Source organism: Anaeromassilibacillus sp. SJQ-5 (assembly GCF_054108045.1).
This window is the reverse complement of record NZ_JBPJWQ010000001.1, coordinates 622978-640124: the sequence shown is the minus strand read 5'-3', so window position 1 is coordinate 640124 and position 17147 is coordinate 622978. Positions and strand designations below refer to the sequence as shown.

The window sequence follows — 17147 nt, the reverse complement described above, 5'->3', positions numbered from 1 at the left end:
CCCCGGGCGGTTATTTCGGGCTGATGATGCCGACGCGGTAGGCGCGCAGCAGCATTTTCAGGCGGTCGATTTTCTCCTGAATTTCCGCACCTTTATCCATGTCCTTGACCATCAGGCGGTGGCGGGTGGTCTCGAAAATGGTGGTGGTGGTCAGGATGTCCTTGTTCTCCTGAATGGCCGACTGAATGCCGCCGAAGGATTCGTGGGCGATCAGCCGCAGGCCGTGGGAGGAATAGATCAGGGTGTAGCCGGCGATGCCGGTGGTGGCGTGATAGGCCTTGCAGAAGCCGCCGTCGATGACGATGAGGCGGCCGTCCGCCTTGATGGGGCTTTCCCCCTGGATGGCCTTGACCGGCACGTGGCCGTTGATGATATGGGAAGACGAGGGCTCAAGACCGAATTCCCGCAGGATTTTGTCGCACAGGTCGGCGTGCTGGATATGGCGGTAGTAGGGATCCTTTTCTTCTTTCCACAGGGCGGGCTCGGCCACAAAGTACCGTTCGAAGGTGCTGATTTTATCCCGGCCGAACAGCGGGGAATTCCGGCCGCACCACAGATACCACAGGAAATCCACATACTCCTGCTTGAGCGGGTTCTCGGCCGTGGCGTAGTAGGCGCGCCGGGCCGTCTTGTCGGCATAGTCCATATAGGCCCGGCCGCTGTAGGAGCGGCCGTCCGCCGCCGTGAAAACGCGGAAATTGCCGTCCTCATCCATGGGGATGCAGCCGTGGAACAGCAGGTTTTGGTTGATTTTCAGATACATGCTTCCATGGCTGTACAGGAAGCCCACGTGCTTTTGGAGCCGTTCGCTGCCCAAGAACGCCCGGCGCAGGGTGGCCATCAGCTCCCGCTCCGCCACCGACAGGGCATAGGGATCCGCCGCGTCGAGGGTGGGGAAATGGCAGTCGTTGAGCGGGTAGGCGATCCCGCCGATGGTCACCGTCCGTTTGTCGCAGTCCACGTTCCCTAGCAGCAGGCGGTCGTCCATGCCGTATTCCGGGTGGCGGCGGATGATCTGCCCCTCCAGCTTGAACTGCATGATGGCGATGGCCTTGTGCACCTTGGACAGGGTGTCCATGCTGGTGGGCAGATAGTCCTTGTCGTCCGGGTTGCGGGGCATGAACCAGGTGCAGTCCTTATAGGTCTCCTGCGCGAAGCTGATCATGTCCCTCAGGCTGATGCCGTAGCCGTTTTCCACGATATCCAAGGTATTGTACTGTAGGGCCAGGTTGAGCACGCAGGCGATGCACGCCTCGTTCCCTGCCGCGGCGCCCATCCAGAGGATGTCGTGGTTGCCCCACTGGATGTCCACGCAGTGATGCTCCATGAGCAAATCGAGGATGTTGTCCGCCCGCTCGCCCCGGTCGTAGATATCCCCCACGATGTGCAGGCAGTCCACGGCCAGCCGCTTGATGAGGGAGCAGAGGCACTCGATGACCTCCTCCGCCCGGTTGATATCGATAATGGTGGAGATGATGTGCTGGTAATAGGACTGCTTGTTCTCCTCGTCGTAGTTGGTATGGAGCAGCTCGTCCAGAATATAGCCGAATGCCTCGGGCATAGCCTTGCGCACCTTGGAACGGGTGTATTTGGAGGCCACCAGCTTGCAAACCTCCACCAGCCGGTAGAGGGTGATGCTGTACCAATCGTCCATATTGACGGTGTCCCGCTTGATTTCCTCCATCTTTTCCTTGGGGTAATAGATAAGGGTGGCGAACCAGGCCCGCTCCTTTTCCGGCATGGAATGAGCGAAAACCATGTCCACCTTTTCCCGGATGACGCCGGATCCGTTGTTGAGAATATGGCGGAAGGCCTCATCCTCGCCATGGAGGTCGCTCATGAAATGCTCGGTGCCCTTGGGCAGGTTGCGTATGGCGTTCAGGTTAATGATCTCGGTGCAGACGGACGAGATGTCCGGGTACTGCTGGGCCAGCAGCTTAAGATAATCCTCCTGGCGGCGCAGCTCCTCATTCTCCAGGCTCACGGCGGGCCTCCTTTCCGGCAATTACAGGCCCAGGCGGGCCCGCAGGGCGGCGGTTTTGTCCGTTTTTTCCCACGACACGCCCAAATCCTCCCGGCCGATGTGGCCGTAGGCGGCCAGCTGCCGGTAAATGGGACGGCGCAGGCCCAGCTGCCCGATGATGGCGGCGGGGCGGAAATCGAAGACGGCCCGCACGGCCTCGGCCAGCCGGTCGTCAGACACCACGCCGGTGCCCTCGGTATCCACCAGCACCGACACGGGATGCGCCACGCCGATGGCATAGGCCAGCTGCACCTCGCAGCGCTTGGCCAGGCCGGCGGCCACCACGTTCTTGGCCGCGTAGCGGGCCATATAGGAGGCGGAGCGGTCGACCTTGGTCGGATCCTTGCCCGAGAAGGCGCCTCCGCCGTGGCGGGCGTAGCCGCCGTAGGTATCCACGATGATTTTCCGGCCGGTCAGGCCGCTGTCCCCCTGCGGGCCGCCGATGACGAAACGGCCGGTGGGGTTAACGTAAATCTTGGTCTGGTCGTCCATCAGCCCGGCGGGGATCTCCGGGCGGATGACCCGGTCAATGAGATCGGCGCGGATGGTCTGAAGCGACACGTCGGCGCTGTGCTGGGTGGAGACCACCACCGCGTCCACCCGCACGGGGGTGTTCCCCTCGTATTCCACCGTCACCTGGGTTTTTCCGTCCGGCCGCAGGTAGGGCAGCGTCCCGTCCTTGCGCAGGGCGGCCAGCCGTTTGGCCAGCCGGTGGGCCAGGGAAATGGGCAGGGGCATCAGCTCGGGTGTTTCGTCGCAGGCGTAGCCGAACATTAGCCCCTGATCCCCCGCGCCGGTTTTATCGAAATCCTCGGCCTGGGCTTCCCGCCCCCGGGCCTCCAGGGCGTCGTTGACGCCCATGGCGATATCGGGCGACTGCTCGTCAATGACGGTGAGCACCGAGCAGGTATTGCCGTCAAAGCCCTGGTTCGCGTCGTCATAGCCGATGTCCCGCACCACCTGCCGGGCGATGGCGGGAATGTCCACGTAGCAGTCGGTGGAAATCTCGCCCATGACCAGCACCATGCCGGTGGTGGCGATGGTTTCGCAGGCCACGTGTGCCGTTTCGTCCTGGGCCAGAATCGCGTCGAGCACCGCGTCGGAAATCTGATCGCAGACCTTATCGGGATGCCCCTCGGTCACCGATTCGGATGTGAAAAAATGCCGTGTGTTTTCCATACTGTACCTCTTTTCTTTTCCATGCCAATCAAAAACGCCGCCCGGCAGAAACCGGGCAGCGTCGTATTCCACCTCATCTTCCGGTTTCCACCGCAGGATTTAGCACCTTGCCACTCGGCAGGTTGCTGGACATCATCGGGCCTGTTCCCTCCGTCGCTCTTGATAAGGGCCTATTCGGTTGTCACGGTCTTATTTTAGCACGCCTCGCGGAAAAGGACAAGACCGGGCGGAATTTTTCCCGAAGATGCCCAAAACGCAAAGGGGCGGCGTTACTTTCCCTGTGTAAGGTAGCGATTTTTCTGCAGGAAGGGGGCGAGGGCCTTAAACAGCAGGCCCGCCAGGATGCAGTTGGTCACCGCGATGATGAGGTTCATGGGGATGATGCCCGGCAGCATCAGGGACATCACCACATCGTGGGGAACGCCGAAGGCGTGGACGGTCAAAATGAGGTTGAGCGGAATCATCACCAGGGTCCTGGCCAGGGAGCCCAACGCCATGCCCACGGTCATGCCGGTCAGGCTGGGCTTGCGGTCATAGAGGATGCCCACCAGCAGCACCATAGCGCCCGATGCCACAAAGTGCATCACGAAGCCCACCCAGCCGTTGATGCCCAGGATAAAGGCCTGCACCAGGGAAGCCACCAGCAGGATGAGCAGGCCGGGGATCGGCCCATACAGCAGGGTGCCGATGAGCACCGGCACGTCCGCCATATCGTACTCGATGAAGCTGACGGCCGGGATGATAGGAAAATGGATGAGCATGACCAGCACCACCGCGATGGCGGCCAGCATGCCCATTTGAACCAGAGCGACGACATCGGTGCGGATTTTTTTCATAACAAGACCTCATTTCCGGCGTTTCGCGGCGCAAAAAATCCCATAACGGTGCGGCTGATGCCGCCCATTATGGGACGAAACATACGCAGGAGGCTGCGCACGTCTTCTTTCATCCGGACTGACCGCACTGCTGCGGAATACCGTCGGCTTTGGAATTTCACCAAATCGGCCCGGCACTGAACGCGCCGGGTTCGCGGGCTGCGGGAGGCTGCTCCCTTACCGCCGGTGGGGAATCGCACCCCGCCCCGAAGACAACCATATATTTTCGATTTCTAAGTATAGCACGCAACCCAAAAGTCGTCAAGCTTTTTAGCAGGATTGCCAAGCGCAGGGGACTGTGGTATACTGGAAAGGATTTTCGGAGGGGATAAACTTATGGATATACAAAACGTGCCGCGCATCGTGCAGGAGCTTGTTCCGGGCAAGCAGATCACCCTCGCGCATATCATCGCCAACCCGGACGACATTCTCTATCAGAAGCTGGGGCTGAACCCGGCGGTGGACTATGCCAAGGCGGCCATCGGCATTCTCACCATGAGCCCAAGCGAAACGGCCATCATCGCGGGAGATCTGGCCATCAAGACCGCCGGCGTGGATTTGGGCTTTGTGGATCGGTTCAGCGGCACCCTGATCGTGACCGGACGGGTGTCGGAGGTGGAGGCCGCCCTGAAAGCCATTGTAGACTACGCCCGGGACGTGCTGGGCTTCACCGTCTGCCCCCTGACCCGCACCTGATGAAAAAGATCCTGCTGGTGGGGCGCAGCGAATGCGGCAAGACCACCCTGACCCAGGCTCTGCGGGGAGAAACCATTCATTATCACAAGACCCAATATGTCAACCATTTCGACGTCATCATCGACACCCCGGGCGAATACGCCGAGAACAAATTTCTCGGCCGGGCGTTGGCGCTGTATTCCTACGAGGCCGACGTGGTGGGGCTGCTGCTCAGCGCGACGGAGCCGTATTCCCTCTATCCCCCGTGCGTGGCGGCCAGCGCCAACCGGGAGGTCATCGGCATCGTCACCCAAATCGATCAACCCCGCGCCAACCCCGCGCAGGCGGAGGCTTGGCTGCGGCTGGCGGGGTGCGAGACAGTGTTTCATGTCAGCGCCGCCAGCGGGGACGGCGTCTGGCGGATCCTCGAATATCTGCGGCAGGAGGGGGACGTTCTGCCGTGGGACAACGCGTGAACCAGGAGAACCGGGCCGACGGCCGGGTTCTTTTTTTCTGCCATCCAGCATATATACTACGGAAATGCAGACAACCCATGCGGATTTTACCAGTCTTTCCAGGGAGACCCCTGCATGATTTTGCAATTTCCTTGTTGAAACGGCTCGAATAATCTGGTATACTAGCAATAACAATTTATCCAGGCAGTCGCTTTCCCTGTGCCTGGACATAAGGAGTGGCAGAATATGAATACATGTCCGAAATGCGGCGGCAATTACGAAGGCGACGTTTGTCCTTTCTGCGCGGCGAGCGAACAGCAGGCCGCCCCGGTTCAGGGACAGGAGTACGTTCAGCAAGCACCCGTTCAGGACGCTCAGCAGATTCCGACGCAGGGCTATCAACAGGCCCCGCAGCAGGGCTATCCGCAAGGCTATCAGCAGGTTCCTCCTCAGGGCTATCAGCAGGTACCGCCCCAGGGGTATCAACAGATGCCGCCTCAGGGGTATCAACAGGTGCCGCCCCAGGGGTATCAGCAGGTACCGACCATTGTGGTCAACAATGTGAACACCAACAACGTGGGCGGCGCCGGTATGCCCGGCATCAGCCCCAAGAGCAAGATGGTCGCGCTCATTCTCTGCATTTTCCTGGGCACCATCGGTATCCATCGGTTTTATGTCGGCAAGGTCGGCATGGGCATCCTCTATCTGTTGACCGGCGGCTTGTGCGGCATCGGCTGGATCGTCGACATCATCCAGATCGCCTGCGGCAACTTCCGCGACAACATGGGGCTGTTCCTGAAGAACTAACCCGCCGGCAGGCTGCCATTATAATATGTGCTTGTAAAAAAGCAGGCCGCTTCAAAAGCGGCCTGCTTTTTATTTCCCGGTCAATAGGGACAGGGTTTCTGTACGGCTGCGCGGATCGGTTTTCATCCGGCCGCGCAGGGCGGAGGTCTGCGTCCGGGAGCCGGCGGCCCGCACCCCCCGCATGGTCATGCACAGGTGTTCCGCCTCAATAATCACCGCCACCCCCTGGGGCGACAGCTCCTTTTCCAGGAAATCCGCCACCTGGGCGGTCAGCCGCTCCTGCAGCTGCGGCCGGCGGGCGAAGGTGTTGACGATGCGCGCCAGCTTGGACAGGCCAATCACCCGGCCGTCTTTGGGAATATAGGCGATGTGCGCCACCCCGGTGAAGGGCAGGAGATGGTGCTCGCACATGGAATACAGCGGGATGTCCCGCACCGTCACCATTTCATCCGGAGAATCCTCGTGAAAAATCTTCACATGGGCGTGGGGATCCTCCTCCAGGCCGGAAAACACCTCCGTGTACATGGCCGCCACCCGCCGGGGCGTTTCCTGCAGCCCTTCCCGTTCAGGGTCCTCCCCGATCGCCAGGAGCAGCTCCCGCACGGCCGCCTCGATGCGCTGTGTATCCATAGGAAATCCTTCCTTTCTCTTCCTAGAGCAATTGGCGAGTGAAATGGCATAAAAGGAGACGAGGAAAAATGGCGCGGGGCAAGGCGAAGGCCCGGATCAGGCGGCGCCCGCAACGCCATTTTTACTGCCGAACTTGTGTCGTTTTATTCACTGCTTGCTCTAAAGAGCAGCTCTGTGGGACAGCGCCGCATGGCATTCATTATATCGGGATCCGCCGGTTCCGTCAAGGTTTCGGAAGAAAACAAGCAGACGGCTTCCGCCGCCTCCTGCGAGGAGGGCACAGTAATTCGTATCGGGAACCGCCTTCAGGCTGGGGAGCGGTACAGCAAAAAAGGATGCGGGAATTTACCGTCCCGCATCCTTTTCCACTCAGCCCTCTTTCACCAGGGAGCGATACAGCTTGATATACTCGTTGGCGGAGCGGCCCCAGCTGAAATCGGTGCGCAGGCACCGATCCATCAAAACCGGCCAATCGGTTTTGTTCGCATAAGCGCCGAGCGAACGGCGGATGGCGTACAACATGTCGTTGGCGTTGTAGGTCTTGAAGGTGAAACCCATGCCCTCGCCGTCGCCGCAGTCGCGGATGCTGTCCTTCAAGCCGCCGGTTTCCCGCACGACGGGAACCGTGCCATACCGGCAGGCCACCATCTGAGACAGGCCGCAGGGCTCGCTCTTGGAGGGCATAAGGAAGATATCCGCGCCGGCGTATATCTTCCGGGCCAGCTCTGGCAGGAAGCCCGCGCAGTAACAGAATTTCTGCGGATAGCGGCCCTGCACCTCCCGGAAATAGTTCTCATAGGCCCAGTCGCCCGATCCCAGGATGACCACCTGCAGGTTTTCCTGCAGAAGCTCGTCCAGGACGTATTTGACCAAATCCAGCCCCTTATGGGCCACCAGCCGGGTGACCATGCCGATAAGGGGGACATCCGCCGCCGCGGGCAAATTCAAGCGTTCCTGAAGCGCCCGCTTGTTTTCCGCCTTGCCAGAGGGATCGTCGGCGGAATAGGTCTTGTAGATAAGCGGATCGGTCTCGGGGTTGTACCCCTCGGTATCGATGCCGTTGAGGATGCCGGTCAGCTTCCATTCCCGCGCCCGCAGGATGGTGTCCAGGCCGTGGGAGAACCAGGGATCCAGGATTTCCTGCGCGTAGGTCGGGCTGACGGTGGTCACCTTGTCGGCCATCTCGATGGCACCCTTCATGAGGTTGACGCAGCCGTCCTGCTCCACGATGGTTCTGCTGCTTTGCGGAATGCCAAAGACATCCTCCAGGATTTCCATGCCGTATTTGCCCTGGTACTGGATGTTATGAATGGTGAAAACCGTTTTGATATTTTCGTACCCCTCCCGTCCGGCGTAGAACAGGCTGTAATACACCGGAACCAGGGCGGTCTGCCAGTCGTTGGCGTGGATGATATCGGGTTTGAAATCGATGTACGCCAGCATTTCCAGAATCGCCCGGGACAGGAACGCAAACCGCTCCGCGTCGTCGTAATGGCCGTAGAGGCCGGGGCGCTTGAAATAATACTGGTTGTCCAGCAAATAGTAAATCACACCGTTGTGGCGGGCCTCGAACACGCCGCAATACTGCCGCCTCCAGGCCACGGGAACCGACAGGCTGGTCAGGAAGGTCATGTTGTCCCGCAGCTCCTGCGGAACCGATTCATACAAGGGCAGTACCACGCGGCAGCCGATCAGCCGCACCCGCATCGCATGGGGCAGCGATCCCGCCACATCCGCCAGGCCGCCTGAGGCGGCAAAGGGAAGCGCTTCGCTGGTTGCATACAAAACTTTCATGGTATCCTCCTATTCCGCCGCACGCAGGCGGCACAGACAGTCTGCTTGTTTGCCGCCGCTGCTTTACACGGCGGATCCCTTGCCGATATAAATCGGATAGCTGCCGAAGCCCTGCAGCGTCCGGCCGTCCTGTATAGACACGTTTTTATCCAGAATCACATAGCACAGGTTGGCCCCCGCGCCGACCGCCGTGCCCTGCATCACGATGCAGTTTTCCACCCGGGCGTCCCGGCCGATATTGACGTCGCGGAAGATGATGGAATTGCGCACCGTGCCGTCCACCCGGGCGCCGTCGGCCACCAGGGAATGGCTGACCGAGGCGTGCAGGCCGTAGAGGGCGGGCGGGCAGTCCCGCACCTTGGTATAGATGGGCCGGCTCGACAGGAACAGCTGCTGGCGCACCTCGGCGTTCAGCAGCGCCATATTGGCGTCGAAATAGCTGCCCAGAGAGGAAATCACCATGGTCATCTCAGGCACTTCGTAGCCGTACAGCCGCATATTTTCCACCTGCCGCTGCAGCACGTCCCGTTCAAAATGATGGTAGTTGCGGCCCAGGCAGGTGGCCACCAGCCGCTGCAGCAATTCCTTACGCAGGACATAGAGGCCCAGGCCGTAAGCGGACTCCCCGGCCGGGCGAGTATTGAGCACGATGTCCTTCACCCGGCCGTCCTCGGCCGTCCACAGCAGAAGATTATCCGGCGTATCCGGGACCGGGCCGCGCTTATAGGCGATGGTAATATCGGCCCCGCTGTCCCTGTGAGTCTCCAGCAGAGCGTCGTAGTCAATGTTGCCCACCACATGGCAGTCGGACATCACGACGTATTCTTCCTTGGAATTGCGCAGGAACGGCTCGATTTCCGCAAGAGAAACGATCCGGCCGTTGTACATTTCCTCGCTGGTTCCAAAGGGAGGAAGGAAATACAGGCCCTGATTCTTGCGGGACAAATCCCAGGCCTTGCCGGACCCCAGATGATCCATCAGCGACTGGTAATTCCGCTTGGTCACCAGACCCACCTTGGAAATGCCGGCGTTGACCATGTTGGACAGGGTGAAGTCAATAAGCCGGTACCGGCCGCCAAAGGGAACCGAACCCAGCGCCCGCAGCGCGGTGAGATCCCGCAAGGCTTCGTCGTGCATATTGGAAAACAGGATGCCCATGGCGTTGTTGTTGCGCATATCAGTCGTTCCCCTTTCCGTCGGATTCGATCATGGCTTTGGCCGGGATAATCTGGCCCGGCGGGACATGGACGCCCTCGGCGACCACCGCCACGCCCCAATCGCCCAGGTCGGGGCAGTCCTCGGGGCGGGCGCCGATGATGGCGTTTTCCCCCACCTCCACGTTTTCCGCCAAGATGGCGTATTGCACCTTTGCACCCCGCCGCACGCAGGCCCCCGGCATGATGATGGAATCCCGGATTTCCGCGCCCTCCTCGATGGTGACGCCGGAAAAAATCACCGAAAAATCCACGTTTCCGTAAATGTTGCCGCCTTCGGAAATCATGCTGTTCTGTACACACGCGCCGTCGGCGATATAGTGGGGAGGCAGGCCGGGATTGCGGGAATAAATCCGCCATTCGGTGTCGGACAAATCCAATGGGACGTTGGGGTCGAGCAAATCCATATTGGCTTCCCACAGGCTCTCGATGGTGCCGACATCCTTCCAGTAGCCCTCAAAACGATAGGCGCACATTCTCTCCCCCGCCGCTAACATGGCGGGCAGTATGTTTTTGCCGAAATCGTTTTGGGATTTGCGGTTTTTCTCGTCCTCCGTCAGATAGTACCGCAGCTTTTTCCAGTTGAACACGTAAATGCCCATGGAGGCCAGGTTGCTCTTCGGTACGGCCGGCTTCTCATCGAACTCGTAAATCGAGCCGTCCTCGTTGCAGTTGAGGATGCCGAACCGGCTGGCCTCCGACATCTCGACCTCCAGCACCGCGATGGTGCAGTCCGCCTCGTTTTTCTTATGGGCCTCGATCATCTGGGAATAGTCCATTTTATAGATATGATCGCCCGAGAGGACCAGCACATATTCCGGGTCGTACCGCTCGATAAAGGCCAGATTCTGATAGATGGCGTTGGCGGTGCCCTTGTACCAGTCGGCCCCGCGGCTGCGCTGATAAGGCGGCAGGACGTGTACCCCCGCGTCCATCCGATCCAGGTCCCACGGCTGGCCGGAACCGATATAATCGTTGAGCTCCAGCGGCTGATACTGCGTCAGCACCCCCACCGTCTCAATACCGGAGTTGACGCAGTTGGACAAAGGGAAATCGATGATGCGGTATTTCCCTCCATAAGGGACGGCCGGCTTGGCGATACGGCTGGTCAGAGCATACAGGCGGCTTCCCTGGCCGCCCGCCAGCAGCATGGCGACACATTCTTGTTTGCGGAACATGGCGATACCTCCTTGATTTCATCGCGGGGAACAAACACAGGTCTATTTTTTCTTAGCTGGCGGTTTCGCGGCGGGCTTGGCCGCTGCGGCGGCCGGCTTCTTGTTCGTTTTAGGGGCGGGACGCTTTTTCTCCCGCACCAGCCGGAAATACAGCACCGACAAAGGCGGAATCGTCAGCTCCATGGACTGCTCGAAGCCATGCATCGGCACCGGATCGGTATCAAAGGTGCCATTGGTAATCCCCTGCCCGCCGAACTCGGCGGCGTCGGTGTTGAACACCTCGGTATAGGTGCCGTAAAACGGGGCGCCGATGCGGTAATGCTCCCGTTTGACCGGGTTAAAGTTGCACAGGGCCACCAGCTCGCCGCCGTGATTGTCCATCCGGCGGAAGGAAATGATGCTTTGGGTATAGTCGTCATGGGCGATCCAGGAGAAGCCCTCCCAGGAAAAGTCATTTTCCCACAGGGGCGCGTTGTCCCGGTAGAAATGGTTCAGCGATTTGGTGAAATGCTGCAGCATCCGGTGCGCTTCGTAATCCAGCAGCAGCCAGTCCAGCCCGCTTTCGTAGTCCCATTCCTTGAACTGGCCGAACTCGCTGCCCATAAACAGCAGCTTTTTGCCCGGATGGGCCATCATATAGCCCAGAAAAGCCCGCACGCCCGCGAATTTCTCCTCATACGTGCCGGGCATTTTGTTGATGAGGGAGCCTTTGCCGTGCACCACCTCGTCGTGGGAGATGGGCAGGACGAAATTCTCGGAAAAGGCATAGAAAAAGGAAAACGTCAGGTTGTCGTGATTGAACTTCCGGAACCAGGGATCCAGGGAGAGATAATGGAGCATATCGTTCATCCAGCCCATGTTCCACTTGTAATTGAACCCAAGGCCGCCGTCGGCGGTGGGGCGGGATACCATCGGCCAGGAGGTGGATTCCTCCGCGATCATCATGGCCTTGGGATGGGCGGCGAAGACCGTCTCGTTAAGCTCCTTAAGGAATTCCACCGCTTCCAGGTTCTCCTTGCCGCCGAAACGGTTGGGGATCCATTCCCCGTCCCGCCGGTTGTAATCCAGGTACAGCATGGAGGCCACCGCGTCCACCCGGATGCCGTCCACGTGAAAGACCTCCAGCCAATACATGGCGTTGGATATCAGGAAGCTGCGCACCTCCGGACGGCCGTAGTCGAACACGCAGGTGCCCCATTCCTTGTGTTCGCCCTTGCGGGGATCGGCGTATTCGTAGCAGGGCCCCCCGTCGAAATGATACAGGCCGCATTGATCCTTGGGGAAATGGGCCGGCACCCAGTCGATGATCACCCCTATCCCCGCCTGGTGGCAGCGGTCGATGAACCGCATGAACTCCTTGGGGGTGCCGTACCGGGAGGTGGGCGCGTAATAACCGGTCACCTGATAGCCCCAGGAGCCGTCGAAGGGATACTCCATGATGGGCATCATCTCGATGTGGGTGTATCCCATTTCCAGCACATAGGGGATCAGCTCGTCCCCCAGCTTCTCATAGGAAAAGGGATTGCCGTCGGGATACTGTCGCCAGGAACCGGCGTGAATCTCGTAGATATTCACCGGGCAGTCGTAAATGGTAGCCTCCTCCTTGGCCCGCAGCCACTTGCCGTCTCCCCAGGCATAGCCGCCGACGCTGAACACCTTGGAAGCGTTGCCGGGGCGCGTCTCAAAATGGGCGGCGAAGGGATCGGATTTCATCACGCCTTGTCCATGCTTATCTACAATATGATACTTGTACGTATCGTATTCCTGCAAATTCTGCGCCGTGCATTCCCAGACGCCGCCGGTCAGCCTTTCCAGGGGCTGCGCCTCGGGATCCCATTTGTTGAAATCGCCGACCAGGGACACGGCTTGCGCGTTGGGCGCCCACACCCGGAAAATATATCCATCCTCCCCGGCGGCATGGCACCCGAGCACCTCATAGGCGCGGCTGTTCTGTCCCCGGCAAAAGGCCGACAAGGCCTGTTCGATCTCCGGCATCATGCCGGCGCGCGGATTGCTGTACATGAGCATCCCTCCATGGTGGATTGGCGGCCGAACCATTCCCGGCGGGCGCCGCGGGGAATATCCGCAGTTCGCCCACAGGTTTTATTCAGCATGTCCGATTGTCATCGGATTGGAAGTGATTACCTTTATTGTAGCAACTGCCTGTGTGAATTGCAAGCGTTTTTGGTAAGTTTCTTAAAACAAATTGTTAACAAATTCAATATACTTGTATATAAAGCACAACAATCAATTTGTATTCCTAGACAAATCGCTTTTCAGGGCAGTCCACATTCGCTTAGTATATCCCAACCATGTTACAAAACCTGTCGAAACCTTAAAATTGCCGATAAAAAAAGAACGGCGGAGTTTTCCGTCGTTCTTTTAAAACGCAAAGGCTGTGTTCAGCAGGCATCGACGGCGGAAACGAACAGCGGCAGGGGAAACCAGCCGGCCGGCACCTTCCCCGCGGGCGTCTGCACGAAACCGCCCATGGGGGAAAAGAGAAAGCGGGAGGCCTCAAAAGGAGACAGCGTCAGATCCGGCGTTTCCTCGGTGGTTTCCACGCAGGCCCGGCCTGAGGCGACTTCGATTTTCATCCGGCATTCGCCGGGAATATCCAGCACAAGACGGCCCTCCGCCAAAGGCCCCATTGCCGCGCGGCACCACAGGTAGGCCTGGGTGACCCCGGGAAAATCGAAAATCCGGTACTTGTGGTCCGTTCCGATCGTCCCGTATTCCGCCACATCGGCCAGCCAGCCGGCGGTATCCGTCTCAAAAAGCGGCAGATCGATATGCAGCGCATCCGTTTTCTGCCGCTTCATCAGGGCGGCGCCGATTTGCGGGAGTCGCGCGCCGTCGGTCAGCGCCAGCTCCTGTACATGGCCGCGCACCGCCGAGACATAGCCGGCGAACGCGCCGTCGGCCGTGACGGCGAGCAGATCGGCATCCCAGCTACGGCCGACGGTGCAGGAATTTTGCAGCGTGCGCGCCCCATTAATCGGCTGCAGCTGGTAGAGCGCGTAGGCTTCCCGGCACCAGGGCGAAGACGGCTCTTCCAAGGGCGAAAGAGAAACACCGTCGCCGGACAGCCCCGGATACCGATGGGCCAGATTGCCAGCCGTCAGATGGAAGGACGCCCGCGTGCCCGTGGGCGTGAACCCAAAGTATTCATACCGCTGGCGCATGCCGCCCAGGAAAGCCATCGCGTAGCCCTGCGTTTTCAAGTCCTCCATGGCCCGATTCATGAGGGCTTTCATGTAGCCCTTGCCCCGGGCGTAGGGATGCACCGACACGGTGCCGATCCCCGCCGCCCGCAGCGGCTTGCCCGCCACCAGCAGGGACAGCGGCATGGCGCAGACCATGGCGCGGATCCGTCCATCCTCCCGCACCAGATAGTGATACCCCTCGCTGCCGCTGTTCTCGCCGTACAGCTTGGGAAGCAGCCGGCGGAAATCGTGGGGCTGCGACGACTGGCTGAACACATAATTGGCAAAATCTAGTATGTCCGGCAGTTCCCCGGCACAGCCCTTTTCAATCCGTATCTCGCTCATTTCGGCATCCATCCTCTTCGTTTGTCGTGGGCTTACAGCAGCGCTTCATCGTATACCGCCCGGGAGCCGCCGATAAATTTGGGCCGCGTCCTGGCAAACACCACGGGCGCCTCGCCGATGGCTTTGATCTCCAGGCGCACCGGCACCGCCACCGGGACGAGATGCATGCCGATCAGCGTGTTCCCGATATCCATGCCCGCCCTGGCGTCAACCGTTTCCACGGCCACGGGCCGGACGAACCGGCGATACGCCGTGGTGGCAAAGGAGCCGCCCGCCTTGGGCTGGGGCACCGCGTTGACCGGCTCCAGCCCATGCAGCCGGGCAGCCTCCCGCTCCACAATCAGGGCGCGGTTCAGATGCTCGCAGCACTGCGCCGCCAGATAGACGCCCGCCCGCTGCAGCACGGGATACAAACCGTCAAACACCGCCTCGGCCACCTCCAGCACTGAATCGGTACCGATGGCATGCCCCCCCACCTCGCTGGTGGAGCAGCCCACCACCACAATATCCCCCGTGGACAGCTTGGCCGCCGCGAGCAGCTGCTCGGCCGCGGCCTTCGCCTGGGCGGTAATCGTTTCCAGCATCATCAACGCCTCCTACGCTTTGGATTGTGGGATATACCCCTCGAAAATCGGCACGTCGAACCACCGGCCGGCCTGTTTCCACTCCTCCTCGGAGCGGATCGTCCAGGCGGCGCAGAAAGAGCGGTAAAGCTTCCGGCAGATCCGGAACCCCCACTTGTCGGCGTGCTTATGGTTATAGGCGATAAAATCCGGCCGAGTCAGCCGGTTGAGCAGCAAATTGCCCAGCAGAAAAAACAGCAGCGGATTCCCCGGCTCCTTGTCCTTGCGAAAATCGGTGGCCAGCTGGCCCCGCGCAATCCGGGGCCGGTTCTTCTTATACCAGCGCAGGGCCAGCGGGTTGAAGGATTCCACGCAGTAGACGCCTCGGTAGCCGTCCAGCAGCGCCTGGGCCGCGGGACAAACCTCCGCGTTCATCCAGGCCATCTTGATTTCCACAATCAAGGGCACCCGGCCGTCCACCAGCTGCAAGAATTCCTCAAAAGTGGGGATGGTTTCGGCAGAATCCAACAGCCGCAGCGTTTTCAGCTCCGCCAAGGTCAGCTCCCCCACCTTTTTTTCCACGCCGCAGACCCGGAGCAGGCTGTCGTCGTGAAAAACCACCGGCACCTTATCCTTGGAGAGCTGCACGTCCAGTTCGATGCCGAAGCCCCGCTCCACCGCCAGCCGGAACGCCTTCAGGGAATTTTCAGGGGCGTCCGACCGGTTGTCGTGCAGCCCCCGGTGGGCGTACTGCACAGCGCGCAGCGGCGTCATATCGGGGCGGCCCGCCAGCCGGGGCATCAGCAGGAACACATACACAAGCAGCAGCGCCGCCAAAACCGCGGCGGCGATTATCCAGCCCACGCCGCAGCACCTCCTTTCTTGCTATATGCTTCAGCCGTCGTCCACGTCGAAATTTTCCAGGACGCTGGCTTTTTTCTGTGGTTTGACATCGCCATGCCGGACAAACAGCATGGTGATAAAGGACAGCAGCGAAAACACCGCCGCGTAAGGAAACAGGGTGCGGTAGCTGATATGCTCCAGCAGGACGCCGGAGAAAATGGGAGTAAACACCTGCGCACCCATGGAGAAAAAGTAATACATGCCGGTGTACTTGCCCACATCCGCACCGCTGCCCATCTCCACCACCATGGGATAGGAATTGACGTTGATGGACGCCCAGCCCACGCCGGTCAGGCCGAAAACCACATACAGCAGCGGGGAGAAATGTCCGAAGAAAATCCCGCTGACATAGGCGGCGCACATCAGAAGGATGCCGGCCAGAATCATCTTCTTGCGGCCGAACCGGCTGGACAGGAACCCGATGGGCAGGTAGCTGACGACAGCCACGCCGGTGGCCACCATCAGGCAGGAGGCAAAACCGCCCCCCTGCATCCCCCACACCTCCTCCGCGTACCGGGAGAAAGCGGTGGTGACGGCGTTATAGGCGGTAAACCACAAAAACACGGACGCCAGCAAAAACAACAGGCTGCGCAGCACCGGACGGGGCAGCTTTTTCTTTTCTCCCGTCTTGACCGGTTCCTCCTCCGGCTCGGGCCAGGCCTCGGCGGCCTCCCGAGCCATCCGATTCTCCCGGATGGTGAGAAGAAGCGCCACCACTGCGACGACCATGACCGCCGCCACCGACAGGAACAGGGGCATGTAATCGGGCCGGCCCGTTTTGGGCACGAGGACGCTGATCATCACCAGCGTGAAAATGCCGCCCAGAGCGCCCATCAGATTGATCACGGCATTGGCCTTGCTGCGCAGGGGCTTGGGCGTCAGGTCGGGCATCAGAGCCACGGCCGGCGACCGGTAAAAGCCCATGGACAGCAGCACCGCGCCCAAAGCGATGAAAAAGCCGGTCAGGCTGCCGGCGTTATCCGTGACAGGCAGAAGGATCATGCAGATAACGGCCAGCACGGTTCCCACCAGAATAAACGGCGTCCGCCGGCCCAAGGGCGTACGCAGCTTGTCGGACAGCATGCCGAACAGGGGCAGGAGCATAAGGGCCAGCACGTTGTCCATCGCCATGACCACGCCGGTCCACGTTTCCCCCAGATGAAAGGTGTTCTTGAGAATGAGGGGGATGACATTGTCGTACATCTGCCAGAAGGCGCAAATGGAAAGGAATGCCAGGCCCACAAAAAAGGTACGCCGGTAATTCAGTTTCATATTCTGCCTCCGCCATCATTTTTATTCA

General features: G+C 60.0%; 15 protein-coding genes and 2 riboswitches. Of the genes, 3 read left to right on the top strand and 12 right to left on the bottom strand.

Going from position 1 to position 17147, the window contains the following annotated elements; translation table 11 throughout:
- Window positions 1–10: 10 nt before the first annotated feature.
- From ACSAMM_RS02605 to ACSAMM_RS02595, 3 genes are all read right to left on the bottom strand, one after another.
- The gene (locus tag ACSAMM_RS02605; protein WP_457789551.1) at window positions 11–1984 is read right to left on the bottom strand and encodes a fructose-1,6-bisphosphatase; all 1974 of its coding nucleotides are present in this window, start codon (window positions 1982–1984) and stop codon (window positions 11–13) included.
- A 21-nt stretch (window positions 1985–2005) separates the two neighbouring features.
- Window positions 2006–3202 (bottom strand): methionine adenosyltransferase, encoded by a 1197-nt coding sequence (gene metK, locus ACSAMM_RS02600; RefSeq protein WP_457789550.1) that lies wholly within the window; start codon window positions 3200–3202, stop codon window positions 2006–2008.
- A 70-nt stretch (window positions 3203–3272) separates the two neighbouring features.
- Window positions 3273–3371: riboswitch (SAM riboswitch) on the bottom strand.
- A gap of 100 nt (window positions 3372–3471) precedes the next feature.
- The gene (locus ACSAMM_RS02595; RefSeq protein ID WP_178720872.1) at window positions 3472–4038 is read right to left on the bottom strand and encodes an ECF transporter S component; all 567 of its coding nucleotides are present in this window, start codon (window positions 4036–4038) and stop codon (window positions 3472–3474) included.
- A 97-nt stretch (window positions 4039–4135) separates the two neighbouring features.
- Window positions 4136–4295: riboswitch (FMN riboswitch) on the bottom strand.
- Window positions 4296–4413: 118 nt separating this feature from the next.
- Here ACSAMM_RS02595 and ACSAMM_RS02590 point away from each other — a divergent pair.
- The 3 genes from ACSAMM_RS02590 to ACSAMM_RS02580 all read left to right on the top strand — a co-directional run bounded on the left by ACSAMM_RS02590 (window position 4414) and on the right by ACSAMM_RS02580 (window position 6014).
- Window positions 4414–4773 carry a BMC domain-containing protein gene (locus tag ACSAMM_RS02590; protein ID WP_178720870.1) on the top strand — a complete coding sequence of 120 codons (360 nt, stop codon included), beginning with the start codon at window positions 4414–4416 and terminating at the stop codon, window positions 4771–4773.
- Window positions 4773–5228, top strand: coding sequence for a EutP/PduV family microcompartment system protein (locus tag ACSAMM_RS02585; RefSeq protein ID WP_178720869.1), 456 nt, complete (start codon window positions 4773–4775; stop codon window positions 5226–5228). Before ACSAMM_RS02590 ends, ACSAMM_RS02585 begins: the two co-directional genes overlap by 1 nt.
- A gap of 225 nt (window positions 5229–5453) precedes the next feature.
- Complete coding sequence (locus tag ACSAMM_RS02580) at window positions 5454–6014, top strand: NINE protein (RefSeq protein ID WP_457789547.1); 561 nt, start codon at window positions 5454–5456, stop codon at window positions 6012–6014.
- Between the two features lie 69 nt (window positions 6015–6083).
- On the opposite strand, the gene folE is transcribed toward ACSAMM_RS02580, so the two are convergent.
- The 9 genes from folE to ACSAMM_RS02535 form a co-directional block, all read right to left on the bottom strand.
- On the bottom strand, window positions 6084–6644 hold the full coding sequence (folE, locus tag ACSAMM_RS02575) for a GTP cyclohydrolase I FolE (protein WP_178720867.1): 561 nt from the start codon (window positions 6642–6644) through the stop codon (window positions 6084–6086).
- A 369-nt stretch (window positions 6645–7013) separates the two neighbouring features.
- Window positions 7014–8438 carry a glycogen synthase GlgA gene (gene glgA / locus ACSAMM_RS02570; RefSeq protein WP_457789545.1) on the bottom strand — a complete coding sequence of 475 codons (1425 nt, stop codon included), beginning with the start codon at window positions 8436–8438 and terminating at the stop codon, window positions 7014–7016.
- A 63-nt stretch (window positions 8439–8501) separates the two neighbouring features.
- On the bottom strand, window positions 8502–9614 hold the full coding sequence (gene glgD, locus ACSAMM_RS02565; protein WP_457789543.1) for a glucose-1-phosphate adenylyltransferase subunit GlgD: 1113 nt from the start codon (window positions 9612–9614) through the stop codon (window positions 8502–8504).
- A 1-nt stretch (window position 9615) separates the two neighbouring features.
- Entirely contained in the window at window positions 9616–10830 is a 1215-nt protein-coding gene (locus tag ACSAMM_RS02560; protein WP_457789541.1) for a glucose-1-phosphate adenylyltransferase, read from the bottom strand.
- A 42-nt stretch (window positions 10831–10872) separates the two neighbouring features.
- Window positions 10873–12852 (bottom strand): 1,4-alpha-glucan branching protein GlgB, encoded by a 1980-nt coding sequence (gene glgB, locus ACSAMM_RS02555; protein WP_457789539.1) that lies wholly within the window; start codon window positions 12850–12852, stop codon window positions 10873–10875.
- 380 nt (window positions 12853–13232) lie between these two features.
- Window positions 13233–14381, bottom strand: a complete 1149-nt coding sequence (locus tag ACSAMM_RS02550) for a GNAT family N-acetyltransferase (RefSeq protein ID WP_457789537.1) — start codon at window positions 14379–14381, stop codon at window positions 13233–13235.
- 32 nt (window positions 14382–14413) lie between these two features.
- Window positions 14414–14965 carry a TIGR01440 family protein gene (locus tag ACSAMM_RS02545; RefSeq protein ID WP_178721681.1) on the bottom strand — a complete coding sequence of 184 codons (552 nt, stop codon included), beginning with the start codon at window positions 14963–14965 and terminating at the stop codon, window positions 14414–14416.
- Between the two features lie 12 nt (window positions 14966–14977).
- Entirely contained in the window at window positions 14978–15808 is an 831-nt protein-coding gene (locus tag ACSAMM_RS02540; protein WP_457789535.1) for a glycerophosphodiester phosphodiesterase family protein, read from the bottom strand.
- Between the two features lie 30 nt (window positions 15809–15838).
- Entirely contained in the window at window positions 15839–17119 is a 1281-nt protein-coding gene (locus ACSAMM_RS02535) for an MFS transporter (RefSeq protein ID WP_178721673.1), read from the bottom strand.
- Window positions 17120–17147: the final 28 nt, after the last annotated feature.